Annotated in this window: 24 protein-coding genes; 13 read left to right on the top strand and 11 right to left on the bottom strand. The window is 68.6% G+C overall.

Translation table 11 applies throughout. From position 1 onward, the window contains the following. Positions 1-126: 126 nt before the first annotated feature. Complete coding sequence (locus CY658_RS03515) at positions 127-879, top strand: IclR family transcriptional regulator (RefSeq protein WP_101488879.1); 753 nt, start codon at positions 127-129, stop codon at positions 877-879. A 4-nt stretch (positions 880-883) separates the two neighbouring features. Here CY658_RS03515 and CY658_RS03510 read toward each other — a convergent pair whose 3' ends face one another. The 4 genes from CY658_RS03510 to CY658_RS03495 form a co-directional block, all read right to left on the bottom strand. Then, positions 884-1,861: an NAD(P)H-dependent flavin oxidoreductase gene (locus tag CY658_RS03510; protein ID WP_101488878.1), complete on the bottom strand. Its 978-nt coding sequence runs from the start codon at positions 1,859-1,861 to the stop codon at positions 884-886. Between the two features lie 46 nt (positions 1,862-1,907). Further along, the gene (locus tag CY658_RS03505) at positions 1,908-2,513 is read right to left on the bottom strand and encodes a TetR/AcrR family transcriptional regulator (RefSeq protein WP_180838855.1); all 606 of its coding nucleotides are present in this window, start codon (positions 2,511-2,513) and stop codon (positions 1,908-1,910) included. Between the two features lie 130 nt (positions 2,514-2,643). Next, positions 2,644-3,798 (bottom strand): aromatic ring-hydroxylating oxygenase subunit alpha, encoded by a 1,155-nt coding sequence (locus tag CY658_RS03500; RefSeq protein WP_101488876.1) that lies wholly within the window; start codon positions 3,796-3,798, stop codon positions 2,644-2,646. Between the two features lie 113 nt (positions 3,799-3,911). Then, positions 3,912-4,970, bottom strand: a complete 1,059-nt coding sequence (locus CY658_RS03495) for a 3-keto-5-aminohexanoate cleavage protein (RefSeq protein ID WP_101488875.1) — start codon at positions 4,968-4,970, stop codon at positions 3,912-3,914. Positions 4,971-5,208: 238 nt separating this feature from the next. On the opposite strand from CY658_RS03495, the gene CY658_RS03490 reads away from it, so the two are divergent. Both CY658_RS03490 and CY658_RS03485 read left to right on the top strand, forming a co-directional pair. Next, on the top strand, positions 5,209-6,195 hold the full coding sequence (locus CY658_RS03490) for a Bug family tripartite tricarboxylate transporter substrate binding protein (RefSeq protein ID WP_257884658.1): 987 nt from the start codon (positions 5,209-5,211) through the stop codon (positions 6,193-6,195). A gap of 28 nt (positions 6,196-6,223) precedes the next feature. Further along, positions 6,224-7,264, top strand: a complete 1,041-nt coding sequence (locus tag CY658_RS03485) for an AraC family transcriptional regulator (RefSeq protein ID WP_101488873.1) — start codon at positions 6,224-6,226, stop codon at positions 7,262-7,264. A gap of 87 nt (positions 7,265-7,351) precedes the next feature. Here the strand turns inward: CY658_RS03485 and CY658_RS03480 are convergent, their stop codons facing one another. The 3 genes from CY658_RS03480 to CY658_RS03470 are packed head-to-tail and all read right to left on the bottom strand — an operon-like array spanning position 7,352 to position 10,309. Then, positions 7,352-8,410: a 3-keto-5-aminohexanoate cleavage protein gene (locus tag CY658_RS03480; protein ID WP_101488872.1), complete on the bottom strand. Its 1,059-nt coding sequence runs from the start codon at positions 8,408-8,410 to the stop codon at positions 7,352-7,354. Between the two features lie 53 nt (positions 8,411-8,463). Then, the gene (locus tag CY658_RS03475) at positions 8,464-9,306 is read right to left on the bottom strand and encodes a TauD/TfdA dioxygenase family protein (protein ID WP_101488871.1); all 843 of its coding nucleotides are present in this window, start codon (positions 9,304-9,306) and stop codon (positions 8,464-8,466) included. 31 nt (positions 9,307-9,337) lie between these two features. Next, positions 9,338-10,309 carry a Bug family tripartite tricarboxylate transporter substrate binding protein gene (locus tag CY658_RS03470; RefSeq protein WP_101488870.1) on the bottom strand — a complete coding sequence of 324 codons (972 nt, stop codon included), beginning with the start codon at positions 10,307-10,309 and terminating at the stop codon, positions 9,338-9,340. Positions 10,310-10,508: 199 nt separating this feature from the next. On the opposite strand from CY658_RS03470, the gene CY658_RS03465 reads away from it, so the two are divergent. Further along, entirely contained in the window at positions 10,509-11,480 is a 972-nt protein-coding gene (locus CY658_RS03465) for a quinone oxidoreductase family protein (protein ID WP_101488869.1), read from the top strand. A 52-nt stretch (positions 11,481-11,532) separates the two neighbouring features. Here CY658_RS03465 and CY658_RS03460 read toward each other — a convergent pair whose 3' ends face one another. After that, complete coding sequence (locus CY658_RS03460) at positions 11,533-12,771, bottom strand: porin (RefSeq protein ID WP_101488868.1); 1,239 nt, start codon at positions 12,769-12,771, stop codon at positions 11,533-11,535. 59 nt (positions 12,772-12,830) lie between these two features. Beyond that, a complete protein-coding gene (locus CY658_RS03455) occupies positions 12,831-13,394 on the bottom strand; it encodes an RBBP9/YdeN family alpha/beta hydrolase (RefSeq protein ID WP_101488867.1) in 564 nt (187 codons plus the stop codon). Positions 13,395-13,534: 140 nt separating this feature from the next. On the opposite strand from CY658_RS03455, the gene CY658_RS03450 reads away from it, so the two are divergent. The 9 genes from CY658_RS03450 (at position 13,535) to CY658_RS03410 (ending at position 24,681) form a co-directional block, all read left to right on the top strand. Further along, positions 13,535-14,575 (top strand): AraC family transcriptional regulator, encoded by a 1,041-nt coding sequence (locus CY658_RS03450; RefSeq protein WP_101488866.1) that lies wholly within the window; start codon positions 13,535-13,537, stop codon positions 14,573-14,575. 53 nt (positions 14,576-14,628) lie between these two features. Beyond that, the gene (locus CY658_RS03445; protein ID WP_101490209.1) at positions 14,629-17,313 is read left to right on the top strand and encodes a LuxR C-terminal-related transcriptional regulator; all 2,685 of its coding nucleotides are present in this window, start codon (positions 14,629-14,631) and stop codon (positions 17,311-17,313) included. 227 nt (positions 17,314-17,540) lie between these two features. Further along, a complete protein-coding gene (locus CY658_RS03440; RefSeq protein WP_101490208.1) occupies positions 17,541-18,389 on the top strand; it encodes a TauD/TfdA dioxygenase family protein in 849 nt (282 codons plus the stop codon). 61 nt (positions 18,390-18,450) lie between these two features. Further along, a complete protein-coding gene (locus CY658_RS03435; protein WP_101488865.1) occupies positions 18,451-19,509 on the top strand; it encodes a 3-keto-5-aminohexanoate cleavage protein in 1,059 nt (352 codons plus the stop codon). Between the two features lie 42 nt (positions 19,510-19,551). Further along, the gene (locus CY658_RS03430) at positions 19,552-20,535 is read left to right on the top strand and encodes a tripartite tricarboxylate transporter substrate binding protein (protein ID WP_101488864.1); all 984 of its coding nucleotides are present in this window, start codon (positions 19,552-19,554) and stop codon (positions 20,533-20,535) included. 67 nt (positions 20,536-20,602) lie between these two features. Next, the gene (locus CY658_RS03425; RefSeq protein ID WP_101488863.1) at positions 20,603-21,574 is read left to right on the top strand and encodes a quinone oxidoreductase family protein; all 972 of its coding nucleotides are present in this window, start codon (positions 20,603-20,605) and stop codon (positions 21,572-21,574) included. A gap of 40 nt (positions 21,575-21,614) precedes the next feature. Continuing rightward, positions 21,615-22,856, top strand: coding sequence for a porin (locus CY658_RS03420; RefSeq protein ID WP_101488862.1), 1,242 nt, complete (start codon positions 21,615-21,617; stop codon positions 22,854-22,856). A 59-nt stretch (positions 22,857-22,915) separates the two neighbouring features. Further along, entirely contained in the window at positions 22,916-23,476 is a 561-nt protein-coding gene (locus tag CY658_RS03415; protein WP_101488861.1) for a hypothetical protein, read from the top strand. Next, entirely contained in the window at positions 23,473-24,681 is a 1,209-nt protein-coding gene (locus CY658_RS03410) for a PrsW family intramembrane metalloprotease (protein WP_257884655.1), read from the top strand. Before CY658_RS03415 ends, CY658_RS03410 begins: the two co-directional genes overlap by 4 nt. Before the next feature lie 4 nt (positions 24,682-24,685). Here the strand turns inward: CY658_RS03410 and CY658_RS03405 are convergent, their stop codons facing one another. Both CY658_RS03405 and CY658_RS03400 read right to left on the bottom strand, forming a co-directional pair. Next, positions 24,686-25,375, bottom strand: coding sequence for a peptidoglycan DD-metalloendopeptidase family protein (locus CY658_RS03405; RefSeq protein WP_257884654.1), 690 nt, complete (start codon positions 25,373-25,375; stop codon positions 24,686-24,688). Between the two features lie 174 nt (positions 25,376-25,549). Then, a complete protein-coding gene (locus CY658_RS03400) occupies positions 25,550-26,449 on the bottom strand; it encodes a LysR family transcriptional regulator (protein ID WP_101488859.1) in 900 nt (299 codons plus the stop codon). Positions 26,450-26,531: the final 82 nt, after the last annotated feature.

The following is a 26,531-nucleotide window of genomic DNA, read 5'->3' as shown; positions in this document are numbered from 1 at the left end:
AAGAACCTATGTTCAGCATTACGAACGAATGACAGAATGACCGCGCGGATCGTGCTCGCCGATCCCGTTTGTTCAGGCGGCTGAATTTCGCCGCCCGGTCCGTTCCACCGTTCAGGAGAAGCGCCCATGACTGGCGTCACCGTGACCGCGATCGCGCGGGTGATCGACATCTTCGAAGCCTTCCAGGCGAGCCAGCGCCCGCTGTCGCTCACCGAACTGGCCGAGGCCGTGGGCGTGCCCAAGAGCACCTGCCACGCCATCGTCTCGACGCTGACCGCGCGCGGCTACCTGTACACGCTGAGCCGCCCGCGCGCGCTCTATCCGACGCGGCGCATGTTCGACGTGATGCACGACATCAGCGCCAAAGACCCGTTCATCGAGCGCGCCACACCGGTGCTCGAGCGGCTGCGCGACGCCACGCGCGAGACCGTGATCCTCGGCAAGCGCCAGGGCGACTCGGTGATCTACCTGCAGGTGGTCGAGGGCCTGCACCCCATCCGCTACTCGGCCAAGCCCGGCGAGTTCAAGCCGCTGCACTCCAGCTCGATCGGCAAGGCGCTGCTGGGCAGCCTGAAGGAGCCCGAGCTGCGCACCTGGCTCAAGGAGCGCACGCTGCCCGCGGTGACCGCCACCACCAAGACCGCGCACGAGGCACTGGTGGCCGACGTGCTCGACAGCCGCAAGCTCGGCTACTTCGTGACGCGCGGCGAGAACGTGAGCGACGTGTGGGCCGTGGCGGCCTTCCTGCAGCTGCACAACGACACGGTGGCGGTGGCCGTGGCCGGGCCGCAGCACCGCATCGAATCCAGCGTGGCCGAAGTGGCGCGGCTGCTGGTGGCCAGCTGCAGCTTTCTGGCGCGGCAGGTCGAGCGGGGTTGACCGGTCAGCCGCGCAGCATGCCTGCGAGGCGCTTGGCGATGAGTTCGTCGGCCTGCGCCATGATGCGGGCGATGAGCTCGGCGCAGCTGGGCACGTCGTGGATCAGGCCGGCCACCATGCCGCAGCTCCAGGCGCCGGCGTCCATGTCGCCCTCGGTCATCACCTTCGGGTAGATGCCCGCGACCTGGTCCATGATGTCGTCGATCTTCAGCGCGTCGCCCTTGATGCGTTCGATCTCGATGAGGCGCTCGACGCCCGCGTTGTTGATCACGCGCTCGGTGTTGCGCAGCGACCGCATGATGAGGCGCGTGTCGAGTTCCGAGGCGTTGACGATGGCCTGCTTCACGTTGGCGTGCACCGGCGCTTCCTTGGTCGCGATGAAGCGCGTGCCCATGTTCATGCCTTCGGCGCCCAGCGCGAGTGCGGCCACGAGGCTGCGGCCGTCGGCCATGCCGCCCGAGGCGACGAACGGGATCTTCAGTTCTTCGGCCGCGCGCGGCAGCAGGATCATGTTGGGCACGTCGTCTTCGCCGGGGTGGCCGCCGCACTCGAAGCCGTCGACGCTCACCGCGTCGCAGCCGATGCGCTCGGCCTTGAGCGCGTGGCGCACCGAGGTGCACTTGTGGATCACCTTGATGCCCGCGGCCTTCAGCGCGGGCATGTAGGCCTCGGGGCTGCGGCCCGCGGTTTCCACGGCCTTGATGCCGCCTTCGACGATGGCCGCGATGTACTCGGGGTACGGCGGCGAGGCAAAGGTCGGCAGGAAGGTGAGGTTCACGCCGAAGGGCTTGTCGGTCATCTCGTGGCAGCGCGCGATCTCGCGGGCCAGCAGCTCGGGCGTCTTCTGCGTGAGGCCCGTGATGATCCCCAGGCCGCCGGCGTTGGAGACGGCCGCGGCCAGCTCGGCAAAGCCGACGTAGTGCATGCCGCCCTGGATGATCGGGTGGCGGATGCCGAAGAGTTCGGTGATGCGGGTTTTCAAGGGAACGTCCTTTGGTCGGGGTTGCTGGAAAGAGAGGAAGAAAAAATCAGGGCGGCGAGATGACGCGCAACACATCGCGCGCCATCGCCTTCATCCAGGCCGCGTCGCTCTTCAGCGCGGGCTCGGAAAAGGTCTTCGCGAACGTGGGCCGTGCCATCTTTGCGTAGTTCAGCGTGCCGAAGATGAGCGTGAGCGCCACCACGGCCGACAGGTCGTTACGCACGAGGCCGGCCTTCTGCGCCGCGGCCACCAAGGCCAGGCTGGCCTGCAGAAAACCTTCGAGCGGCCGCGTCTGCGCATGCTGGATGCGCTCGGCGTTGTCGAGCAGTTCGCGCGTGACGAGCTTGAAGCCCGTGGGCCGCGCGTGCATCCATTCGACCTGCAGCGCGACAAACGCCTGCAGCCGCGCGGGCAGGTCGGGCGCCGCCTCGACGCGCTTGCAGATGCGCGCCGTCAGGTCCTCGGCCTGCTTCTCGAGCACGGCGCGGTACAGCACTTCCTTGCTCGGAAAGTGATGCAGCAGCCCCGGGTTGCCGACCTCGCAATCGCGCGCAATGGCCGACAGCGACGCGCCCTGGAAGCCATGGTCGGCAAAGTGCTGCTCCGCGCGCGCGAGGATCGTTTCTTTACGGGAAAGGGCAAGGGTGGCCATCGGTCGGTGCTGGAGAGCGTCACGCTGAAGAGCGCATGCCGCGACAACGCGACCGGCGATCAGACGCGAGGCGCGCCATTCTTTCTTGTGTCTTGTGGTCTGGTTGTTGCACGCGCGACACCCGCCCGCGTCAGCGTGCGGCCGGCATCGCCGCCACCTGTTGCGCGAGCTGCGCATGGAAGCGCGGCGCGCTGTACTCGAAGGTGCCGAAGCTCAGCGCGTCGTTCGCGCCCGATGCGAGCCCGGCCTGGATCGATTCGGCCAGCGCGTAATCTTCTGCGAGCGTGCGGCGGTACAGCGCGACGTTGGCGTCCCAGTGCGCCGTCGCTTTCTCCGACGCTGGCGCTTCAGGAATCAGCGTGAGCTCGTGCACCCGCGTGCGCGTGGCGCCCAGCGGCTCCAGCATGCTGAGTTGCGCATGGTCGGGCTGCACGAGGATGGTCGTGTTCGGAAAGAAGAAGTAGGTCAGGTTGCCGTAGCGACGCGGATCGAAACCGGCGACATCGGGCGCGTGTTCCTGGAACTTCGCCTTGAGCAGGTACAGGCGCCGGTTCAGGTCGAACTCGTCGATCACCTGCAGGTTGTGCAGGAACATGTGGGCGATGGTCTCGCGGTGCGCCACCTTGAAGTGGTAGGCCTCGAAGGAGCCGTCGACCAGCAGCTTCCAGTTGGCTTCGACCTCGTAGCTGCGCGGCGCATAGGCCACGGGCGTGCGCAGCCCGGCCAGCGATTCGAGGTTGTCCATGAGCACGCCCAGGTGCGCGCCGGGGTCGCTGCCCGCCAGCGACGGATCGCACACGACCCAGACCACGCCCGCGCGCTCGACCGTGGCGAGCCGGCGCAGGCCCGACTCTTCCTGCTTCAGGCACGGAAAGCCGAAGGACTCGGGCACGCCGCGCAAGGCGCCGTCGGGTTTGTAGGTCCACGCGTGGTACGGGCAGACAAACGCACGCGCCTCGCTGCCGCTGCCCTCGGGCACCACGCGCGCACCGCGGTGGCGGCACACGTTCAGGAAGGCTTGCACCTGCCCGCTCTCCTGGCGCACCAGCAGCAGCGGCACGCCGGTGTGCGTGAGCGACAGCCACGCGCCCGGCGACGCGAGCGCCGCGCTGGAAGCCACCGGCTGCGGATGCCGCTGCAGCAGCCGCCGCTCGTCACGCGCAATGGCTTCGTCGGTGTACTGGCCGACCGGCACGCGCTCGCCCTCCCCTTGCGCGTCGGCGCGCCCGGCCTGCAGGGCCGTGGTGGCGCGGCGATGGAGTTCGGCTGCGAAGTTCTCGCTCATCGGGGGGCTTTCTGTGCGATGCCTGCAGCCCGGTGAAGCCCGGTGAGCTGCGCGATCGGCCCCAGTCTACCGACTGACCAGTCGGTATGTCAATCGCCCCCGCGACAGCGGTATCAGGCCGGCTTGCGCAGGAAGCCCTGCTGGGCACCGTTGCGGTTGGGTGCGAAGCCGTTGGCCTGCAGCGTCTCTTCGGTGGTTTCGTAGAACACGCCGATCTTCATGATCTCGCGCGCCTGCTGCGCGGTGGCGATGGGGCGGCCGAACTCGGTCGAGATGCGCACCAGCTGCTTGATCTGCTCGACCGAGCTCATCTTGCCGGTGCGGGTCTGGTTCCAGAGCACGTCCTCGATGCCGCAACGCACGTGCAGGCCCAGGGCGATGCCGATCATGTTCACGGGCAGCACGTTGAGCACCGAGCTCTCGACCGTGACCACCGAGCCGTCGGGTGCGGCGCGCAAGAAGTTGGCCAGGCTGTAGATGTTCGCCTGGTCCATGCCGCCGCTGATCGCCACCCAGTTCATCACCAACGGGCCCTTGTAGACGCCGCGGCGGATCATCCGCTCGATGGTCTCGAAGCTGTTGATGTTGTAGCACTGGAACTCGCTCTGGATGCCCGCGGCCGTGAGGCGGCGAATGTGCTCCTCGACCCAGCTGGGGTTCGAGGGCACGATCATGTCCTTGTAGGTCGAGTACAGCCGCGGGTCGCCGCGCGACAGGCCCTTGAAGTCGTCCAGGCCGGCGTGTTCGGTCACGTTCATCTGCGTGGTGTTGACGGTCACGGTCACCTGGTCGGGCTTGGGCGTGAGCTCGGCCAGCATGTGGCGCGTGTCGTCGCTGAGCCACTTGGCGGCCGAACCGTCGTCCTCCGGCGCGAAGCTGATCGAGCCGCCCACCTGGATGACCATCTCGGGCACGCGGGCACGCACGCCGGCGATCAGCTCGTTGAACATCGACAGGCGCTTGCTGCCCTTGCCGTTGGCTTCGCGCACATGCAGGTGCAGCACGGTGGCGCCAGCTTCGTAGCAGTCGACCGCCTTCTGGATCTGCTCTTCCATCGTGACCGGAATGTCTTCCGGGAAGTCGGCGGGAATCCACCCCGGCGCATAGGGCGCGGCCGTGATGATCAGGGGTTGCTGGTTCTCTGGATAGAGGTGGCCGTCGAGGAAGTTCATGAGGGGTTGTCTCCGGTGGGAAGGTGGTTCTGACGCCAAAAGTGTCTGGCGCACCCGCAAAAACTTCTTGCTCATCTGGGGCGATGTTTTGTCTTTTTGGGGCATTGAAACGGCCGCTGCAAAAACAGGTTTTTCTGTCGCGATTGGGTAAGTGAGCGGCGCCTGGCGCCAAGCATCCGAAGGGAGGTGGCGCCCAGAATCCGCTCGCCTTTGTCTCTTCAACCTGAGGACGAACTTCATGTGTCTGCATCTGCTGCGAGCTCCCCTTCTCTTTCTGGCCGCGCTGTGCTGCGGCATGGGCACGGCGTCGGCCCAGGCCTGGCCCGACAAGCCCATCCGGCTGATCGTTCCCGCGCCGCCCGGCGGCATCTCCGACGCGTCGGCGCGGCTGCTCGCCGAGCATCTGCGCACGAACCTCGGCCAGACCGTGCTGGTCGACAACAAGCCGGGCGGCTCCACGGTCATCGCCCAGCGCGCCTTGATGAGCGCGCCCGCCGACGGCTACACCCTGATGGTGGCGCCGTCGAGCGTGCTGTCCGACATTCCGCTCACCGTGAAGACGCCCTATGACCCGCTGAAGACCTTCACCTACGTCGGCGAAGTGACCGGCATGGTCCATGTGCTGGTGGCCAACACCGGCTTTGCACCGAACACGGTGAAAGATCTGCTGGCGCATGCCAGGCAGCACCCGCGCACGCTCAGCGTGGCCAACCTGAGCACGGGCACGCGCTCCAACCTGCTGGGCGAGATGCTGCGCGAACGCAGCGGCAACGACATCCTCGTGGTGCCGTACAAGGGCTCGGCGCCGGCGCTGGTCGACCTCATGGGCAACCAGGTGCAGCTCACGTTCGAGGTGGTGAGCAACGTCACGCCGCTGATCCGCAGCGGCAAGATCAAGGCGCTGGCCGTGGCGTCGTCCAAGCGCTCGCGCTTCCTGCCCGACGTGCCCACCTTCGGCGAGCTGGGCCTGCCCGACTTCGTGATGCCCGATGCGAGCGTGGGCGTGTTCGTGCTCAGCAGCATGCCGCCGGCGCTGCAGGAGAAGATCCACGCCGAAGTGGCCCGGGCCGCGCAGTCGCCGAAGTTCCGCGAGGCCCTGCTCGCGCAGAATTACGATCCGCCCCGCGACATGTCGCTGCCGCAGCTGCGCCAGACGCTGGACGCCACGACCGCCCACAATCGGGCCATCATCGAGAAACTGAAACTCAAGATCAGCCCCGAGTGAGCACCACGGGGCCCTTCCCACAGCCACCATGAAACACCTCGGTCGACTGATGCGCAGCGCGAGCCTCAGCGGCTACGTGGAGCTGGTGCAGTCGCTCGGCCGGGACCCGCATGCCTTCATGCGCACCGTGGGGCTGAAGGCCCAGCTGCTCGAGCACCCCGAGACGCTGATCCCCGGCGACGCGGTGCGCGAGCTGCTCGAGATCACCGCCCGCGCCACGCGCACCGAAGATTTCGCGCTGCGGCTCGCGGCGCAGCGCAAGCTCTCTGCCCTGGGCCCCATCAGCGTCGTGCTGAAGGAAGAGCCCACGCCGCGCGACGCGCTCGACACGCTGGGCCGCTACCTCAAGCTGGTGAACGCCTCGCTGAGCTTTCGCCTCGAGGACACGGGCGACATGGTCATCATCCAGGAAGACCTGCTGCCCAGCCCCGGGCTGCCGATGCGCCAGTCGATGGAGCTGGCCGTGGGCATCATGTTCCGCATCCTCAGCGAACTCATCGATCCGCAGTGGCGACCACAGCAGGTGTGCTTCACGCACCGCCCGCCGGCCGACGTGTCGGCGCACCGCGCCTTCTTCGGGCGCCACGTCAAGTTCAACCAGGATTTCAACGGCCTCGTGTGCCTGGCGGCCGACCTGCGCAAGCCGCGCGAATCGGGCGACCAGGGCGCGGCGCGTTTCGCGCGCGAGTACCTCGATGCGGCGCTGAAAGACCGCGGCGAGAGCACGCGCGAAGCCTGCCGCGAACTCATCCTGGCGCTGATGCCCGGTGGCGGCTGCACGGCGCAGGAAGTGGCGCGGCACCTGCGCGTGGACCGCCGCACGCTGCACCGCAGGCTCGAGGCCGAAGGCTTCACCTTCAGCAGCCTGCTCGACCATGTGCGCTCCGACCTCGTCAAGCGCCACCTGCGCGACAGCGACCTGCCGCTGAGCGAGGTGGCCGAGCTGCTGGGTTTTTCAGGGCCCAGCAGCTTCAGCCACTGGTTCCGCCATCACTTCGGCTGCAGCGCCTCGCAGTGGAGCAAGCAGACGGCCGGCGCGGTGGCTCAGGGCGCGGTGCGCGCGTTCTGAACCAGGTCTTCGAGGCGCAGGGCATGCGAGAGGCCCTCCAGCAGACGCCAGAAGCTGTGAGTGAAACGCGCCTTCATCACCACAGTCTCAAGCCGCCTTGCGCAGGAAGCCCTGGTTGCCTCCGTTGCGATTGGGCGCGAAGCCATTGGCTGCAAGCGACTCTTCGGCCGTCTCGTAGAACACGCCGATCTTCGAGATCTCGCGCGCCTGCTGCGCCGTGGCGATCGGCCGGCCGAACTGGCGCGAGATTTCCACCAGCTGCTCGATCTGCGCCACGGTGCCGATCTTGGCCGAGCGCGTCTGGTTCCACAGCACGTCCTCGGTGCCGCAGCGCACGTGCAGGCCCATCGCAATGCCCATCATGTTCACGGGCAGCACATTGCGCACCGAGCTTTCGACGGTGAGCACCGCGCCGTCGGGCACCGCGCGCACGAAGTTCGCGAGGTTGTAGATGTTCGGCGCGTCCATGCCGCCGCTGATCGCCACCCAGTTCATCACCAGCGGGCCCTTGTAGACGCCGCGGCGCATGAGCCGTTCGACCGACTCGAAGCTGTTGATGTTGTAGCACTGGAAGGCGCTCTGGATACCAGCCTTCGTGAGGCGGCGGATGTGCTCCTCGACCCAACCCGGCTGCGCCGGCACCGTCATCTCCTTGTAGGCCTCGTAGATGGCGGGGATCTCGCGCGAGGTGCCCTTGAAGTCCGCCAGCTCGGCATGCTCCGTGACGTTCATCTGCGAGGTGTTGACGGTCACCGTCACCTGGTCGGGCGTGGGCTCCAGCTCGGCCAGCATGTGGCGCGTGTCGTCGCTGAGCCACTTGGCCGCGGCACCTTCGCTCTCGGGCGCGAAGCTGATCGAGCCGCCGACCTGGATGATCATCTCGGGCACGCGCGCACGCACGCCGGCGATCAGCTCGTTGAACTTCGACAGCCGCTTGCTGCCCTTGCCGTCGAGTTCGCGCACATGCAGGTGCAGCACCGTGGCGCCGGCGTTGTAGCAATCGACCGCCTTCTGGATCTGCTCTTCCATCGTGACCGGGATCTCGCCCGGGAAGTCGGAAGGCAGCCAGCCCGGTGCATACGGCGCGGCGGTGATGATCAGCGGCTGCTGGTTTTCGGGAAAGAGATGGCCGTCGAGGAAGTTCATGGCGTGCGTCTGTCAGGTTGCGAGGCGAAGGTCGGATGCGGCGGCGGCGGTGCTCAGTACGGCACGTCGCCGACGATGCCAGCGCGTTCCATCTTGCGCGGCGCGGGCCAGTAGTCGTTCAGCGCGTAGTGCTGCGTGCTGCGGTTGTCCCAGACGACCACGTCGCCCGGCTGCCACGACCAGCGCACCTGGTACTCGGGAATGGTGGCGCGGCTGAGCAGGTAGTTCAGCAGCAGCGCCGCACCCGGCGTCTTGTCGATGCCGTGGCGCACGTTCTCGGGGGTGCTGTAGTTCACGAAGTGCGTGGTGAAGCTGCCCACGTAGAGCACCTTCTCGCCGGTCTCGGGGTGCGTGCGCACCACGGGGTGCTCCACAGGCGGGTTGTCCTGGCCCAGCTTGAGGCGGGCTTCCATGGGCATCACGGCGCCGAACGAATGCTCGATGCTGGCCTTGGCGCGCAACTTGGCGATCTTCTGCTTGATCTCTTCGGGCAGCTCGTCGTGCGCCTGCACCATGTTCACCCAGATGGTGTCGCCGCCGATCTCGGGGCATTCGATGCAGCGCAGCACCGAGCCCAGCGGCGGGGTCGTGCGCCACAGGCCGTCGCAGTGGTAGGTGTTCTCGTAGCTGTGCTTGTTGTCGCTGCGATGGATGAGCACCAGCCCCGGATGGTCGGGGTCGGAGCCGAGCACCGGGTGGTCTTCCAGCGCGCCGAAGCGTTTCGCAAACGCCACGTGCTCGGCGCGCGTGATGTCCTGGCCGCGAAAGAACAGCACCTTGTGCTTGAGCAGCGCGGCGCGGATCGGTGCAAAGCGCTCGGCATCGCGCGCGGCCTCGCCCAGGTGGACGTCGGTGATTTCTGCGCCGATCGACGGCGTGATGGGTCTGATCTTCATGAGAGGTCTCCGGTGGAATGGCGGGTGCGGGTCAGTTCGCCTGGATGCGGTACTTCTTGACGATGGCGGCGTTGCGCTCGGACAGCGCCCGGGTTTCGACCATCAGCGCGGGCGTGTCGATGCTCAGCTCGGGCTCCAGGCCCACGTCGTTCAGCTTCTGCAGCACCGAAGGCACCTGCGCGGCCTTCTCGATCGTGGCCTGCAGCTTGGCGAGCACGTCGGCCGGCAGCTTGGCGGAGCCGATGAAGCCGACCCAGCCGCGGAACTGCAGGTCGGGGTAGCCGAGCTCGGTGGTGGTCGGCAGGTCGGGCAGGAAGCGCGAACGGGTCTTGCCGGTGAAGGCATAGGGGCGCAGCTTGCCGGCCTTGATGAGCGGCATCGAAGTGAGCATGCCGTCGAACATGACGTCGACCTGGCCGCCCAGCAGGTCCTGCAGCGCGGGCGGCGAGCCGGCGTAGCCCACGTGCTGCATGTCGAGCCCGGCGCGGTCGCTGAGGATCAGGCCGGCGTACTGCGACACCGTGCCGGGGCTGTAGCTGGCGAAGCTGCTCTTGCCCTTGCGCTTCTTCAGCTCGGCGACCAGCCCCTGGAAGTCCTTGGCCGGAAAGTTCGCCGCCGTGACGAGCACCACGCCCGAGCGCGCCACCGAGGCGATGGGCACCACGTCCTTCAGCGGATCGAAGGGCATCTTCACGAGCTGCGGCGTTTCGGCCAGAACGTTGCTCGCGGCCATCACGATGGTGTTGCCGTCGGCCGGTGCCTGCAGCATCGCCTGCAGGCCGATCGAGCCGCCCGCGCCGGGGCGGTTCTCGATGATCACGGGACGGCCGATGTCCAGCGCCATCTGCTGCCCGACGACGCGGGCGACGATGTCCATCGTGCCACCCGGCGGCGCGGGAACGATGAGCTTGAGGGGCTTGTCGCCCAGCGCCCAGGCCCCGAGGGCCATCGAGCATCCAACCAGCGCCACGGCGGCGGTGCGTACAAAGTGAAGCAGTTTCATGGGGTGTCTCCGGTTCTTGTGTCACGCAGGCCTCGGTGGGCCAACGCCGCCAGTATCCGGCGCACCCTGCCCTCGGCTCTTGCTTTATTGGGGCGTCCGTTTGTCGATTTGGGACATCCCTTCGACCGCACTTCCGGTCGCTGCGGTGCGCCGCAAGAATGGGCGCTTCCATGCACCCAGACACTCCAGGAGACGCACCATGAACCAGGCCATCCGCTTTCACGAAACCGGCGGCGCCGACGTGCTCAAGCTCGAACACGTCGAGGTCGGCGAGCCCGGCCCGGGCCAGGCGCGTGTGCGCCACAGCCTCATCGCGGTCAACTTCATCGACATCTACTTTCGCACCGGGCGCTATCCGCTGGCGCTGCCCAATGGCCTCGGTTCCGATGCCGTGGGCGTGGTCGAGGCCGTGGGCCCGGGTGTCACCGACATCCGCGTGGGCGATCGCGTGGGCTACCTCCTCGGGCCGCAGGGTGCGTACTCGCAAGTGCGTGTGATGCCTGCTGATGTGCTGATCCCGCTACCTGACGGCATTTCCGAAAGCACGGCGGCCACACTGATGATGAAGGGCATGACGGCGCAGTACCTGTTCCGCCAGGTCTATCCGTTGAAGGGTGGCGAGACGATCCTGTACCACGCGGCTGCGGGTGGTGTCGGCCTCATCGCCTGCCAGTGGGCCCGCGCGATGGGCGTCACGATGATCGGCACCGTGAGCACCGACGAGAAGGCAGCCGTCGCCAAGGCCAACGGCTGCACGCACACCATCGTGACCTCGCGCGAGAACATCGCCCAGCGCGTGCGCGAGATCACCGACGGCAAGGGCGTGCCTGTTGTGTACGACTCGGTAGGCAAGGACACGCTGGAAGCTTCGCTCGACTGCCTGCAGCCGCGCGGCACGCTGGTGAGCAACGGCACGTCGTCGGGGTCCGTGGTCCTCGACACCAAGGTGCTCGCGGGCAAGGGCTCGATCTGGCTCACGCGGCCGGCGATGGTGCACTACATCCATCCGCGCCCGCACATGCTGAGCATGGCCGACGAGCTGTTCGACCACGTGCTGGCCGGGCGCATCGTGAGCGAGCCGCAGCAGAGCTTCGCACTGGCCGACGCAGCCGAGGCGCACCGTGCACTCGAAGGCCGCAAGACCACCGGCGCCACCGTGCTCGTGCCCTGAGCACAAAAAAGGGGGCGAGGCCGATGGCCTCGCCCCCTTTTTTCGCAGACGCTCAGAACGCGTGCCGGATGCCCACGTCGTAGCCCATCGCGCCGCGCGGCTGGAACCCGCCCGTGTTCGTGTAGCTCGCCTGCGGAAAGATCGCGGGCAGGCTCACGACCAGCGGCGTCACGCCCATCACGGTCGGGTTGTTGTGGCCGTCGCGGATACGGATGCGCGCCACCGACGCGTACAGCGCCGTGCGCTTCGACAGGTGGTGCACATAGCCGACCGCGAGCTTGTTGGTGCTGGCGTCGCCGTTCGGCACCGGCGAGCCGTTGTCGAACTTCACCTTCGCGTACGAGACGCGAATCAGGCCGGGGCCGACCGGCACCGTGAGGCCGAGCAAGGCGCCGTCGTAGCGGTCGCTGATGCGCGCGAACAGCGGGCCTTCGCGCACGTCCTTCACGCGCGAGAGTTCGCCGAACAGCTTGGCCGCGCCGAAGTCGTACGACGCGCCGACGTTGAAGCTCTTGATCCGCTCCTTGTGGAGCGCCGTGTCGGCCACCGTGCTTTCGCCGTAGGCCATCGCCACGTCGACGGGGCCGCGGGTCCACCCGGCCCGGGCGCCGGCATAGCGTCCGCGCTGGCCGGTGCCCGCCGGGGCGCCGGCGCCTTCGACCTTGATGTTTTCCGGGAACGCGTACTGCACCTGGCCGTAGAAACCGCCGAGGTTCGGCGGCAGGAAGTAGCTGATGGCGTTGCTCGTGCGCAGGTAGCTGTCGGTCCCCGCAGAGAGGCCACCGTTCAGCAGCCCGCCGGTCGCCAGTGCGCGCGAGGCCGCGATGTTGCTGTTGACCACGGCGATGAGGTTCGTGCCCACGCCGTTGACGGTCATCGGGTCGAACACCGCATCGTTCCAGAACGAGGCCGTGTAGTCGCGGCCCAGGCGCACTTCGCCGAAGGGGCCGCTGAGGCTCAACGTGGAGCGGCGTCCGAAATTCGCGATGCCGCCGCCCGTGTCGTTGCTCAGCGGCGCCTCGAGCCAGAAGCTCGCGGCCAGGCCGCCGCCCAGGTCTTCGGTGCCGCGAAAGCCCAGGCGGCTGGAGCTCAGGCCCGAGGGCGACAGCACCGTCTGGCGCTGGCCCGCCGTGCGCGAACCGAGCAGCGCAGCGGCGCCGTAGGTCTCGCTCTTCGTCGTGTAGCGGCTGATGCCCGCGTCGATGACGCCGAACACGGTGAGTGAGGACTGGGCACTGGCGCCGACGGCGCCCAGCGTTCCCGCGACAAGGATGAAAGGTCTGATGCGCATGCCCGGTGTCTCCGATGGCTGTGGATGAAATTCTTGTTTTGTTGAGAAGCGCGACCCGCTCAGGCGAGTTCGCGAATCAACGCGTCGGCGCCGGGCCAGTCGCCGAAGCCCGCCTGCGGGTTCAGGTGCCCAACCGCGCCGAGTTCGACAAAGCGGCTGCCCCAGGCCTGCGCGAGGTCGCGTGTGCGATCGAGCTGCGCGAGCGGGTCGTTGCTGCTCGCAGCCACGATGCTGGGAAACGGCAGCGGCAGGCGCGGAAGGGGCAGCCAGCCGTTGGCCTGCAGTGCGTCGTGCGTGGGGTAGCCCGCGGGCAGCGGCGTCTCGAGGTCCGCGGGCGTCGCGAGCAGCGCGCCGCGGATGCGGTCCGCGCGATGCGATTGCGCCCAGTGCGCGACCATGACCGCGCCCGCGCTGTGCGCCACGAAGACCACGGGCCCGTCGATGTCCTGCAATGCTTGCGTGATCGCGTCGACGCGCGCCGCGCAACTGAGCTTGTCGTGTTCGAGCGGCGGCACGCTGCGCACACGCGGCAGCCGCGCCGCGAGCAGCGTCTGCCAGTGGTCGGCGACATGGTCGCGCAGGCCGGGCACGATGAGAACGGTGGTGGGTATCGGGGTGGTCATGGGCACGTTTCAGCAAGGGCGTTGGCGCGCGATGGCGGTGCATCGCGTTGCCCCGGATTCTGGTGACGGCGGTGTTCCCCCGATTGACATTGCGCGCCAGCCACTTACCCTTCGATGCCACTCCAGTGCTCAGGTTTTCGATGTCTTCCTTGGTCCGCGCCGCCAGTCTCACCAACTACAGCGATGTCGCCCGTGCCAGTGGACTGGACCCGGTGCGCATGCTGCTCGATGCCGGCCTGAACCCGAGCGTGCTCGACGAACCCGATCTCATGATTCCCGTCGAGGCCGTCGCCTCGCTGCTGCAGTCGTCGGCCGAGCGTTCGGGCAACGAGAGCTTCGGCCTGTGCATGGCCGAGTCGCGGCGCCTGTCCAACCTCGGCGCCGTCGGCCTGCTGGTGCGCGAACAACCCACGCTGCGCGATTCGCTCGATGTGCTGATGCGCTACCTGCCGCTGCTCAACGGCTCGCTGTCGCTGATGGTCGAGGCCTTCGACCAGGTGGTGGTCATCCGCGAAGAGGTAAAGCCCGGCAAGGCCAACCGCGCCACACGCCAGCGCATCGAACTCGCACTGGGCGTGATGCTGCGCCTCATGCGGCAGTTCCTCGGCCCCGACTGGCAGCCGCGCCGCGTGTGCCTCGCGCACCCGGCGCCGCGCGACCTGCGCACGCACCGCCGCGTGATGGGTGCGGCCCTCGCGTTCGACCACGACTTCAACTGCATCGTCTGCGCGCGGGAAGACCTGGCCGCACCCAATCCGTCGGCCGACCCGGCCATGGCGCGCTATGCGCAGCAGCTGCTCGACGCCGCGGCCCGGCCGACCGGCGATGCGCTGCATGACGACGTGCGCCGCGCAGTGCTGCTGCTGTTGCCCAGCGGGCGCTGCACCATCGAGCAGGTGTCGGACCACGTGGGCGTGGTGTGCCGCACGGTCCAGCGCCGGCTCGCCGACGAAGGCCAGACCTTCTCATCGATCGTCAACGACGTGCGCAAGGAACTCGCCACGCGCCACGTGCTCGAGAGCGACCGTCCGCTGGCCGAGGTGGCGACGCTGCTCGGCTTCTCCGCGCCCAGCGGGCTGTCGCGCTGGTTCCACGCGCAGTTCGGCTGCAGCGCGAAAGAAAGCCGCGCCCAACGCAGCGCGGGGCGCCGTCGCACGGCCGCGCGGCAGGCGCGCGATTGACGCGCAGAATCGGCGCCGCCCTCCTCCCCGCAGACACCACGGACACGAACGACTTGGCCACCTTCCCGACGACCGGTGCGACCGGCGCCCCCCGCGACCTGCTGCTCAAGGTGACACCGCCGCGCGTGCCGCGCCACCTCGTGTCGCGCGCCCGGCTTCTGGCCAACGCCGACGCGCTGCGCGACCACGCGGTGTTCGTGGTGCAGGCGCCGTCGGGCTTCGGCAAGACCTCGCTGCTGGCGCAGTGGCGGCTGGAGTACCTGGCGATGGGCATGCCGGTGGCCTGGGTCTCGGCGCAGACCCACGACGACCCGGGCCGGCTGGTGCAGAGCCTGGCGCTCGCGCTGCGCGTGGCCATGGGCCGCCCCGCGTTCGGGCGCAGCGTGCTCGAAGACGACCGGCCCGGCAACCTCGGCAGCGTCACGGCCCTGCTGTCCGAACTGACGCAGGCGGCCCTCGACGTGGTGCTGGTCATCGACGAAGCCGAGCGGCTGCCACCGGCCTCGCGCGAGGCGCTGGCCTACCTGCTGCGCAACGCGCCGCCCAACGTGCGCACGCTCATCGCCACGCGGCCCGACGGCCGGCTCGACATCGAAGACCTCGTGGCCTACGGGCAGTGCGTGGAGATCGGCCCGGCGCTGCTGAAGTTCAGCCTCGACGAAACACTGCAGCTCGTGCATGCGCGCTTCGGCGCACGCGTCGACCGCAACATGGCGGCGCGGCTGCACGAGCTGACCGAAGGCTGGCCGCTGGGCCTGCAGCTGGCGACGACGATCATCTCGCGCGGCGCCGATGCACACGCCGCACTGTCCGACATGACGGCTGCGGCCGGCGAGCTGCAGGGCGAGCTGGTGCGGCTGCTGCTGGTCAACCTCGACCCCCAGGATCGCGACTTCCTGGTCCGCATCGCCGTGCTCGACCTGCTGCACCCCGAGCTGTGCCAGGCCGTGTCCGGCGCCGACGACGCCGCGGCGCGGCTGGCGCGGCTGAGCAACGACACGCCGGTGTTCGCCGCCGCCGAAGGGGGCGAGTGGCTGCGCATGCATGCGCTGGCGCGCGATGTGCTGCGCCAGCGCTTCGGCGCGCTCGACGCCGCCGAGCAGGTGGCGGTGCATGCGCGCGCGGCGCAGTGGCTGGCCGCGCACGACCTGATCGACGAAGCCGCGCACCATGCACTGAGCGCGGGCCAGCACCAGACCGCCTACGAACTCGCGGAGCGCAGCGTGTACGAATCGCTGATGCGGCGCGGCCGGCAGGCCGCCGTGCTCGAATGGCTCGCGCAGCTGCCCGCCGACGAACTCGACCGCCGACCGCGCCTGCTGCTGGCCGCGGCATGGACGCTGGCATCGAGCGAGCGCCACGACGAAGCCGGCCGCTTCGTGGCACGCCTGCTCGCGCAGCCCGATGTGAGCGATGCGCTGCGCTGCGAATGCGCGCTGATCCTCGGCGGCGCCGCCGTGTTCGCGGACGACCCCGACCACTTCGTCGAACTGCACGTGCCGTGGACCGAGTCCGTGCCGATCACCGACCCGCTGCTGCTGCAGTCGCACGCCAACCGCATGGCCTACCGCGCGCTGCTCGAAGGCGAGCCCGCGCTCGCGCGCCTGCGCCAGCAGCAGGTCGCGCGCGGACAGGCGGGCCCCGGCATCGACTACATCCGGCGCTGGAGCGAACTGGTCATCGGCCTGAGCTATGCGTGGGAAGGCCAGGTGCTGCTGGCCGAACAGCTGCTGCGGCCCGCCGTGGCCGGTGCCGAGACCGAGCTGGGCCGGCGCCACCGCCTCAGCTGCAACCTCGCCGCGCTGCTCGCGGCGGTGGCCTGGGAGCGCGACCTGCCGGGCGACGCCGCCATGCTGCTGGCCGACCGCCTCGACGTGCTGGAGCACAGCGGCCTGCCGGAGTCGCTGCTGCTGGCCTACCGCACGGCGGCGCGCATCGCGGCGGCCGAAGGCGCCGAGCACCGCGCGCTGGAATTGCTGAACGCACTCGACGCGGCCGGTGCCGCGCGGCGCCTGCCGCGGCTGCGCATCGCCAGCCTGGCCGAGCAGGTGCGGCTGCACGCGCAGCGCCACCGCGCCCAGACCTGCCGCGAGCTGTGCGAGCGCATCGACGCGCAACTGGCCGACCCCGCGCTGCCGCAGGGCCCGCTGTGGCGGCGCAGCGTGCAGGTGCTGCGCGATGTGGCGCACGCCCACGCGGCCATTGCCGCGCGCGACTGGCCCGGCGCGCTCGCGCAGCTGGCGCGCGCCGACGAACAGGCACGCCAGCGCAAGCAGGGCGGCCTGCACATCGAGCTGCTGGGCTTGCGCGCGCTGGCGCTGGAGCGCTGCGGCCAGCCCGCGCAGGCACTGCTGCGCGAGGCGATGGACCTGGCGCGCGCCTACGGGCTGCAGCGCGTGTTTTCCGACGCGCACCCCGACCTCGGCGCCTGGGTCGGCACGCTCGCGGCGGAGGGCGCGCAGCCCGAGACCTCGTTCGCCCCCACCACAGCCACGGCGCCGCCCGCGCCCGTGCCGCCCGTGACGACGCACGGCGCCGTGCTCACGCCCAAGGAGGGCGAGGTGCTGACGCTGCTGGCGCGCAACCTGTCGAACAAGGAGATCGGGCGCGCCATGCAGGTGGGCGAAACCACCATCAAGTGGCACGTCAAGAACCTGTTCGCCAAGCTGGACGCGGGCACGCGCACGCAGGTGGTCCAGCGCGCGCGCATCCTCGGACTGTTCGGCCCCGAACGCTGAAAAAGCGGGAGCGGGCGAGGGTTTGTCCCTCCCCTCCTGGGGTGGTTCCCCCTCCCGCGAGGAGGGGGCGCGCGCAGGGGCCCCGACCTATTCTTGCGCCCAGCACGGTCACCGCCGCACAGCGACACAGCGGCACTCCTCGACCGGCACAGGAGACAAGACACATGGGTTCCACGATCCAGCCAGGCCTCTCGAACGGGGCCGCCCCCGCCGTGCACACGCGCGGCATCCAGGTCCACCCCGTGACCTGCGCCATCGGCGCCGAACTGCGCCACGTGTCGCTGGCCGAGGCCTCGCGCGACGCGGGCCTGGCCGCCGAGATTCGCGCGCTGCTGGTACAGCACAAGGTGCTGTTCTTCCGCCAGCAGGAACTCACGCGCGGCGAGCACGTCAGCTTCGCCCGCCACTTCGGCGAGCTCGAGGACCACCCCGTGATCGGCAGCGACCCTGAGCACCCGGGCCTCGTGCGCATCTACAAGAACCCCGAGACGCCGGTCGATCGCTACGAGAACAGCTGGCACACCGACGCCACCTGGCGCGAGAAGCCGCCCTTCGGCTGCGTGCTGCGTTGCGTGGAGTGCCCACCGGTCGGCGGCGACACGATGTGGGCCAACATGGTGCTGGCCTTCGAAAAGCTGCCCGCGCACATCCAGCAGCAGATTGCCGGGCTGCGCGCGCGCCACAGCATCGAGGCCACCTTCGGCGCCGCGATGCCGACCGAGAAGCGCCTCGCGCTGAAGGCCCAGTTCCCCGATGCCGAGCATCCCGTGGTGCGCACGCACCCCGACACGGGCGAGAAGATCCTGTTCGTCAACGGCTTCACGACGCACTTCACCAATTTCCACACGCCGGCCAACGTGCGCTACGGGCAGGACTACACCCAGGGCCACTCGGCGCTGCTGCAGTACCTGATCAGCCAGGCCGCCATCCCCGAGTACCAGGTGCGCTGGCGCTGGCAGCCGGGCGACGTGGCCATGTGGGACAACCGTTCGACCCAGCACTACGCGGTCATGGACTACCCGCCCTGCCATCGAAAGATGGAACGCGCCGGCATCGTCGGCGAAGCGGTCTTCTGAGCGGGCGCTGCGCCCCTTCTTCTTCTTCCCTCTCTTCCCTTCTTCTACCGAGGTTCCTGCCATGAATTTTCTCGACGGCCATCTGTTCCCCGAAAACCAGCAGCCGCTGATCATCACCGCCGCGCCCTACGCGCCGTCGTGGGTGCCGTCCGACTTCCCCGAGGACATCGCGGTCACGATGGAGGACCAGATCCAGAAAGCGGTCGACTGCTACAACGCAGGCGCCACCGTGCTGCACCTGCATGTGCGTGAACTCGACGGCAAGGGCAGCAAGCGCCTCTCCAAGTTCAACGAACTGATCGCCGGCGTGCGTGCGCGCGTGCCCGAAATGATCATCCAGGTGGGCGGCTCCATCAGCTTCGCGCCCGAGACCGACGGTGCGGCGGCCAAGTGGCTGTCGGACGACACGCGCCACATGCTGGCCGACCTCGACCCCAAGCCCGACCAGGTCACGGTGACGATCAACACGTCGCAGATGAATGTGCTGGAACAGTTCGACATCCGGGACATCCAGGGCACCTCGATGGAAGACCCCGCCGTGTTCAACGCCTACAAGGAGATGACGGTGCCGGCCCAACCCGGCTGGGCCGAGGAGCACATCCGCCGTCTCACGAAGGCCGGCATCCAGAGCGCCTTCCAGTGCTACAACATCAACAGCTTCGAGTCGGTCGAGCGACTCATGCGCCGCGGCATCTACAAGGGCCCGCTGGTCATGAACTGGGTGGCCATCGGCGGCGGCATGGACGCGCCCAACATCTACAACCTGGCCAACATGACGCGCGCCGTGCCCGACGGCGCGGTGCTCACGGTGGAAAGCTCGGTGCTCAACGTGCTGCCTGTGAACATGATCGGCATTGCCATGGGCCTGCACGTGCGCACCGGCACCGAGGACAACCTCTGGAACCAGTCGCGCACCGCCAAGATCGGCACCGTGGCGCAGATCGAGCAGCTGGTGGCCATCTCGCGCCAGTTCGGCCGCCCGATCGCGACGGCGCAACAGGCGCGCGAGATTTCCAAGATCGGCGTCTTCTACGACACGGTGGAAGAGACGCTGCTCGCCAACGGCTTTGCGCCCAATCGCAACGGCGCGCAGCAGGGCTTCCTGCGCAAGGCGGCCTGAGCCCCACGCACCGCCGGCACAAGAACACCTGGAGACATCGCGATGAAAAAGACTCAAAACATCCTTCGCCGCCTGAGGCCATGGGCGGTTGCCCTGGCTGCCGCGCCCCTGCTCGCCCATGCCTGGACCACCAAGCCGGTACGCATCGTGGTGCCGGCGCCCGCCGGCGGCACCATGGACGTCGTGGCCCGCGTGTTGTCCGAAGCGATCTCGGCCGAGATCGGGCAGCCGGTGATCGTCGACAACAAGCCAGGCGCCGGTGGCGCCATCGGCGTGCAGGCGCTCAACAGCGCGCCGCCCGACGGGCAGACCATCATGTTCATGGTCAGCAACATCCTGACCGAGATTCCGCTGGTGATGAAGACCAGTTTCGACCCGGTCAAGGACGTGAAACCGGTGACCATGGTGGCGCGCTCGGCGATGGTGCTGGTGAGCGCACCGACGGTGCCGGCCAACGATCTGAAAGGACTCGTCGCCTACCTGAAGACCGGCAAGGGCAGCCCGGGCAGCTACGCCTCGTACTCCGCCGGAACCAGCTCGCACTACGCCGGCGCCATCTTTGCCAGGAAGGCGGGGCTCGACCTGCAGCACGTGCCGTTCCCGGGCTCGCCGCCGGCGCTGCAGAACCTGATGGGCAGCCAGGTCGACATCCTGTTCGACGGCATCGTCACGTCGCTGCCGCTGATCAAGGCCGGCAAGGTGAAGGTCTTCGGGGTCGGGGCCAAGACCCGGCTGGCGCAGCTGCCAGACGTGCCCACGATGGCCGAGCAGGGCTTCGACGAGATCGACTTCTCGAACTGGGCCGGCGCCATCGTGTCGGCCAAGATGCCCGACGACCTCGTCAAGCGGATCAATGCGGTCCTCACGAAGGCCGCCTCCTCGCCGAAGGTGCGGGAGCGGCTCATCGCGCAGAACTTTGTGCCGATGACCAGCGAGAGCCCCGAGCAGCTCGCGAAGATCACGCACGACGAGTACGAGCGCAACGCGCGGATCGTCAAGACCTACAACATCCAGCTCAACCAGTGAGCGAGTGGCGTGGCTGACGCCTGATCTGCGTCGCGCGCCCGATACAGACCCCCTCAAGGAACAAGACATGTCCAAAGCCATCCGCTTTCACGAAACCGGCGGCGCCGACGTGCTCAAGCTCGAACACGTCGAGGTCGGCGAGCCCGGCCCAGGCCAGGCGCGCGTGCGCCACAGCCTCATCGCGGTCAACTTCATCGACATCTACTTTCGCACCGGGCGTTATCCGCTCGCACTGCCCAACGGCCTCGGTTCCGATGCCGTGGGCGTGGTCGAGGCCGTAGGGCCCGGCGTGACCGACATCCGCGTGGGTGACCGCGTGGGCTACCTCCTCGGGCCGCAGGGTGCGTACTCGCAAGTGCGTGTGATGCCTGCTGACGTGCTCATTCCGCTGCCCGATGGCATCTCCGACAGCACCGCCGCCACATTGATGATGAAGGGCATGACGGCGCAGTACCTGTTCCGCCAGGTCTATCCATTGAAGGGTGGCGAGACGATCCTGTACCACGCAGCCGCCGGTGGCGTCGGCCTCATCGCGTGCCAGTGGGCACGTGCGATGGGCGTCACGATGATCGGCACCGTCAGCACCGACGAGAAGGCCGCGGTTGCCAAGGCCAACGGCTGCACGCACACCATCGTGACCTCGCGCGAGAACATCGCCCAGCGCGTGCGCGAGATCACCGACGGAAAGGGCGTGCCTGTGGTGTACGACTCGGTGGGCAAGGACACGCTGGAGGCTTCGCTCGATTGCCTGCAGCCGCGCGGAACGCTGGTGAGCAACGGCACGTCGTCGGGCGCCGTGGTCGTCGATTCGCAGGTGCTGGCCGCCAAGGGTTCGCTCTGGCTCACGCGGCCCGCGATGGTTCACTACATCCACCCGCGCCCGCACATGCTGAGCATGGCCGACGAGCTGTTCGGCCACGTGCTGGCGGGTCGCATCGTGAGCGAACCGCAGCAGAGTTTTGCGCTCGCCGATGCAGCCGATGCGCACCGCGCGCTCGAAGGCCGCAAGACCACCGGCGCCACCGTGCTCGTGCCCTGAACACCCCCACGAATAAACACAACGAGCAGGAGACAAGACCATGAAGAAGAACAAGACCCTCATCGCCGCCGCAGCCATCCTCGCCGCCGGCCCCGCCCTCGCCCAGTCCTCGCTCACGCTGTTCGGCGTGGTCGACGCGGGCGTCAGCCACTACCGCACCACCAGCAGTTCGTACAACCCGCTGCGCCCGGCCGAGCTGCGCCAGAGCCAGACCGCGCTGTCGCCCTCGGGCAATGCGTCGAGCCGCATCGGCTTTCGCGGCACCGAAGACCTGGGCGGCGGGCTGGCCGCGAGCTTCTGGCTCGAGGCGCCGCTGAGCAACGACACGGGCGGCGGCATCACGAACTTCGGGCGCCGCTCCACGCTCAGCCTGAGCGGCCCCTTCGGCGAAGTGCGCCTGGGCCGCGACTACACGGCTTCGTTCTGGAACGACGCCGTGTTCGACCCCTTCAGCGTCAACGGCGTGGGCACGAACCTGATCGCGGTGGTCAACAGCAACATTGCGGCTTCGCGCGCACTGGCGACGGGCGGGCTGCTGAACGGTGGCCTCTCGGCGGGCACCGACAGCTACCTGCGCACGAGCAACGCCATCAGCTACTTCCTGCCGCCGAACCTGGGCGGCTTCTACGGCCAGGTGCAGTACGCGCTGCACGAGAACACCAAGATCAGCAACGTGCCCGGCAGCCCCTCGCAGCGCGGGCGCTACGTGGGCGGGCGCATCGGCTGGGCCAGCGGTCCGGCCGATGTGGCGCTGGGCTACGGCGAGAGCACGCTGGCCAGCGCCGCCGCGCAGAGCGAGAAGATCAAGAGCATGAACGTCGGGGCCTCGTACGACTTCGGCGTGGTGAAGGTGTTCGGCGAATGGTCGCGCGTGCGTGATGTGCGCAACAGCGCCACGCCGTTTGCCAGCGGCTCGCTGCGCCTGAGCGACCGCTACGACGGCCTCATGGCCGGCGTGAACGTGCCGCTGGGCGCGGGCGTGGTGCGCGCTTCGTATGCGCGCGTGCGCTTCGTCAACGGCCTGGGCCTGCCGGACGGCAACTCGTCGGTGAACAAGCTGGCGCTGGGCTACGTGCACAACCTCTCCAAGCGCACGGCGCTGTATGCCTCGGTGGCGCGCATCCACATCGCCAACGGCCGCAACAACCCGACCGTGATGGGCGTGACGCCGCTGGTGCTGAGCCTGCCGGCGATCTTTCCGCAGCCGGCCTACGCGACCACCAACGGCATGCAGCCGCACCGCGCGCTGGGCTACGACGTGGGTATTCGCATGGCGTTCTGACGGCCTGACAACCGCGGCGGCGCCCTCGCGCCGTCGCTTCGGTGTGGCACGATCCACGGATGCTTCAACCGTCCCGCCGCATCCCGTACCGCACCTGGCCGGGCGCGCTCGCGATCCTCCTGACCATTGCCGCGTATGTCGGCGGCCTCACCTTCTGGAACAACCACACGCCCGGCAGCCGGCCGCTGCCCGCGGGCGAAACCGTGTCGGTCGGCCACGCGCGCTTCGAGCCCGCACCGGGCTGGCAGATGGACGTGTCGCGCTCGAAGGCCGGCCAGTCGCTCATGCTCTTCAAGGGCGGCCACAAGTTCCTCGTGACCACGCGCCTGTGGATGGGCGGACCCGACGGCCCCATGGTGCGCCAGCAGCGGCTCATGGAGCGCGGCCAGGGCCTGACGGTCGAAGGCGACGTGTCCGACTTCGTCACCGGCTGGGGCCTGCAGGGCAAGACCTTCGCCTACTACGGCGCCAAGCTCGCCGGCCGCTTCTGGCAGGTGGTCGACACGCAGCGCCGCTCGCTGGTGCAGATCGACGTGTACGGCCCCACCGACGGCTTCAACGAAGCGCTGGCCGACGCCCGCAAGATGCTCGACTCGATGGACCTGGAGGCACCGCTGTGAGCACAAACACCGAAGTCCCCACCGAAGCCATCGCCACGCAGGAAGACGCCGACTGGCCGATCGGCACCGACTCGTTCTTCCAGCCGCAGCGCGCCGCGTTCTGGCTGCTCGCGGCGTTGATCCTCAACGGCCTGTTCTACACGGTGTCGATGTTCTCGCTGGGCTTTCGCGTGGTGCCCGTCACCGCGCTGCTCGGCCTCCTGGTGTGGGGCGGCTACACGGCGGCGTTCGTGCTGTTCTTCCGCACGCTCGACCTGCTGGAGCAACACCCGCCCGAGGCCTACGTGCTGGCCTTTGCATGGGGCGGGCTGGGCGCGGTGTACTTCGCGGCGCCGGCCAACATCGCCATCCAGAGCCTGTGCGCCAAGCTGGTCTCGCCGGAGTTCGTCGCGGTCTGGGGGCCGGCCATCGCGGGGCCGATCACCGAAGAGTTCCTGAAGCTTGCGGGCGTGATCCTGCTGGTGCTCATTGCGCGCAACCAGTTCGAAACCTACCTGTCGGTGCTGATCGTCGGCGCCATGGCCGGGCTTGGCTTCCAGGTGATCGAGAACCTGAGCTACACGGTGAACAGCGCCGTGAACTTCCCGCTCGAGAACCAGGTGTACCCGGTGCTCTACCACCTGCTGATGCGCGGGCTGCTGAGCGGGCTGTGGAGCCATGCGGCCTACACGACCATCGCCTCGTTCGGCGTCGCGTGGTTCCTGCTCAACCCGCAGCGTTCGATGGCGGCGCGCATCGGCTGCGCGCTCTTCTACTTCGCGCTGGCGTGGGCCATGCACTTCATCTGGAATTCGCCGCTGCTCGAAGACCGCTTCGATGACGGCTTTGTCGGCATCGCGCTGCTGCTCATCGTCAAGGGCATCCCGGTGGTGATCGCCGCCGCCTTCGTGTGGCGCGCCGCCGCGCGCGAGAACGGCACCTACCTGCACGCGCTGGCCGCGTACTTCGTGCCCGAGCGCGAACTGATCCGCGACGACGAATGGGTGCGCCTGGGCGCGCCGCTGCTGCGCTACCGCGTGCGGCGCGACATGGGCAAGGAGTTCGGCAAGCGCGCGCGGCGGTTGAAGGCACAGCTGCAGCGCGAGCAGCTGCGGCTCATCCTGAAAGCCGGCACGCACGGGCGCGGGCCGCAGACACGGCGCCATGAAGTGGCGGTGCGTCGCCTGCGGGCCGAGCTCGATTTGCTCACGCGGCCGCAGGGCTGACGGCTTACTTCGCCGGCAGGTACAGCCGCGGATCGACCGCCTTGCCGCGGTAGCGGATCTCGAAATGCAGCTTGGCGCGCCCGCCTTCCGCCGGGCCGATCTCGGCGATCTTCTGGCCGCGCTGCACGCGCTGGCCCTGTTTCACGCCCACGGTGCCCACGTTGGTGTAGATCGACATGTACGAGCCGCCGTGGTCGACCATGATCACGCTGCCGTAGCCGCGCATGGTTTCGGTCGCGGCCACCGAACCGGCGCCGATCGAATGCACGGGCTCACCGCTGCTGCCGCCGATGTCCAGGCCCTTGTTGCTGTTGCCGTTGAAGCCGGCGATGACCGCGCCCTGCGACGGCCAGCTCCAATCGGCGCGCCGCGACGCGGGCGGCACGACAGGGTCGCGCTCGCGAGGGACGGGCGCAGGCTTGGCCTTGTCGGTGCTGCTGCCGCCGCTGCTGCGCGGCGGGGGCGTGGCACCCGCCGACGCGGCCCCGCCCGGCGGCACCACGCGCAACACCTGGCCGGCCTCAAGCTGGTCGGGGTCCTTGATCTGGTTCCAGCGGGCAATCTCGGCCGTCGTCCGGCCATGCCGCTGCGCGATGCGGTAGAGCGTGTCGCCCGTCTGCACGACGTATTCGCCGGGGCCGGCCACCGGCGTGCTCGGCGTGGTGGAACATGCGCCCACCAGCAATGCCGCCATCAACGCGGCGCATGCGCCCCATCTTCTCCCTGTCACAACCACGCGCTGAGTCCTTTCTGAATCATCCGGATCACGCGACCTCGCAGGTCGAGGCGCGCCTGAACAATCCGGCAAGGCTACCAGCAGTCGTTGCGCGGACATTGCGCCCGCAGGAATGGCCTGGGCAGGCCGCCCTCAGCGCTCCTTGCGCAGGATGGCTTCCAGCGCCTCCATGGCTTGCGTTGCCGCGGGGCTGAGGTAGCCGCCGGCGCGCCGCACGATGCCCACCCGGCGCGTCGACCGCCACCCGCCGACGGGGCTGACCGCCACGAACTGCGCCGCGACATGGGGCTCTTTCAGGACCGAACGCGGCACGGGCATCAACGCGCCCAGCGCGCGCAGCAGCGCCAGCTCGCGCTGGGCCGAACGCGAGGTGCCCACGGGCTCGGGCGGGTCGAGCTTGTGCGCGTGGAAGTTCGCTTCGAACTCGGTGTGTGTCGACGTGCCGGGCGCCATGACGATCCACCGCGCCTGCGCCAACTGCTCCCATCCGACCTCGCGTTTCGTGCGCGCCAGCGGATGGCCGATCGGCGCCATGGGCACCAGGGGGTCGTCCCGCAGGCCTTCCCACGCCAGGGGCGCCGCCGGCTTCTTGTGCAGGCCGGTCAAGGCGAACTCCAGCTCGCCCATGGCCACGCCGCGCGTGAGCGAGTCGGAGTTGCCGCCCGACAGGTCCACGCTGATGCCGCGCTCGATGAGCGCGGTCACGACCGGCAGCACCCAGCGGTCGGGGATGCCGTTGCCGACACCACAGCGCAGCACGCCGGTGCGCACCTGCCGCAGGTCGCGCAGCTCTGCATAGAGATCGGTAGCGTCCAGGTCGATGCGCTGCGCGCGCTTCAGGAAGGCCTGGCCCAGCTCGGTGGGGCGCATGCCGCGGGCCAGCCGTTCGAACAGCTTGACCTTGGTGGCGCGCTCGAGCCGGGTCACGGCCTTGCTCAGGGTGCCCGGCGAAATGCCGAGGCAGGCCGAGGCGCTGCTCAGGCCGCCTTCGCGTGCGATCACCACAGCCAGATGGAGGTCGTTCAAGTTCATGGTTTTCCAAAGTGGAAAAGGTCACCATGAAATGTAGGTTGCTGCGTGCCGGACAGCAACCTATCGTTCAGCCCACAAGACC

The organism is Variovorax sp. RO1, from assembly GCF_002849325.1.
Classification (GTDB): Bacteria; Pseudomonadota; Gammaproteobacteria; order Burkholderiales; family Burkholderiaceae_C; genus Variovorax.
The sequence above is the reverse complement of the archived record's forward strand: the minus strand, read 5'-3'. Positions and strand labels throughout refer to the sequence as shown.

Excerpts from the sequence above, each read along its gene's own strand:
- CY658_RS03515 (WP_101488879.1), top strand. The coding sequence starts at position 127 with ATGACTGGCGTCACCGTGACCGCGATCGCGCGGGTGATCGACATCTTC.
- CY658_RS03505 (WP_180838855.1), bottom strand. The coding sequence starts at position 2,513 with ATGGCCACCCTTGCCCTTTCCCGTAAAGAAACGATCCTCGCGCGCGCG.
- CY658_RS03500 (WP_101488876.1), bottom strand. The coding sequence starts at position 3,798 with ATGAGCGAGAACTTCGCAGCCGAACTCCATCGCCGCGCCACCACGGCC.
- CY658_RS03495 (WP_101488875.1), bottom strand. The coding sequence starts at position 4,970 with ATGAACTTCCTCGACGGCCACCTCTATCCAGAGAACCAGCAACCCCTG.
- CY658_RS03490 (WP_257884658.1), top strand. The coding sequence starts at position 5,209 with ATGTGTCTGCATCTGCTGCGAGCTCCCCTTCTCTTTCTGGCCGCGCTG.
- CY658_RS03485 (WP_101488873.1), top strand. The coding sequence starts at position 6,224 with ATGAAACACCTCGGTCGACTGATGCGCAGCGCGAGCCTCAGCGGCTAC.
- CY658_RS03480 (WP_101488872.1), bottom strand. The coding sequence starts at position 8,410 with ATGAACTTCCTCGACGGCCATCTCTTTCCCGAAAACCAGCAGCCGCTG.
- CY658_RS03475 (WP_101488871.1), bottom strand. The coding sequence starts at position 9,306 with ATGAAGATCAGACCCATCACGCCGTCGATCGGCGCAGAAATCACCGAC.
- CY658_RS03470 (WP_101488870.1), bottom strand. The coding sequence starts at position 10,309 with ATGAAACTGCTTCACTTTGTACGCACCGCCGCCGTGGCGCTGGTTGGA.
- CY658_RS03465 (WP_101488869.1), top strand. The coding sequence starts at position 10,509 with ATGAACCAGGCCATCCGCTTTCACGAAACCGGCGGCGCCGACGTGCTC.
- CY658_RS03460 (WP_101488868.1), bottom strand. The coding sequence starts at position 12,771 with ATGCGCATCAGACCTTTCATCCTTGTCGCGGGAACGCTGGGCGCCGTC.
- CY658_RS03455 (WP_101488867.1), bottom strand. The coding sequence starts at position 13,394 with ATGACCACCCCGATACCCACCACCGTTCTCATCGTGCCCGGCCTGCGC.
- CY658_RS03450 (WP_101488866.1), top strand. The coding sequence starts at position 13,535 with ATGTCTTCCTTGGTCCGCGCCGCCAGTCTCACCAACTACAGCGATGTC.
- CY658_RS03435 (WP_101488865.1), top strand. The coding sequence starts at position 18,451 with ATGAATTTTCTCGACGGCCATCTGTTCCCCGAAAACCAGCAGCCGCTG.
- CY658_RS03430 (WP_101488864.1), top strand. The coding sequence starts at position 19,552 with ATGAAAAAGACTCAAAACATCCTTCGCCGCCTGAGGCCATGGGCGGTT.
- CY658_RS03425 (WP_101488863.1), top strand. The coding sequence starts at position 20,603 with ATGTCCAAAGCCATCCGCTTTCACGAAACCGGCGGCGCCGACGTGCTC.
- CY658_RS03420 (WP_101488862.1), top strand. The coding sequence starts at position 21,615 with ATGAAGAAGAACAAGACCCTCATCGCCGCCGCAGCCATCCTCGCCGCC.
- CY658_RS03415 (WP_101488861.1), top strand. The coding sequence starts at position 22,916 with ATGCTTCAACCGTCCCGCCGCATCCCGTACCGCACCTGGCCGGGCGCG.
- CY658_RS03405 (WP_257884654.1), bottom strand. The coding sequence starts at position 25,375 with ATGGCGGCATTGCTGGTGGGCGCATGTTCCACCACGCCGAGCACGCCG.
- CY658_RS03400 (WP_101488859.1), bottom strand. The coding sequence starts at position 26,449 with ATGAACTTGAACGACCTCCATCTGGCTGTGGTGATCGCACGCGAAGGC.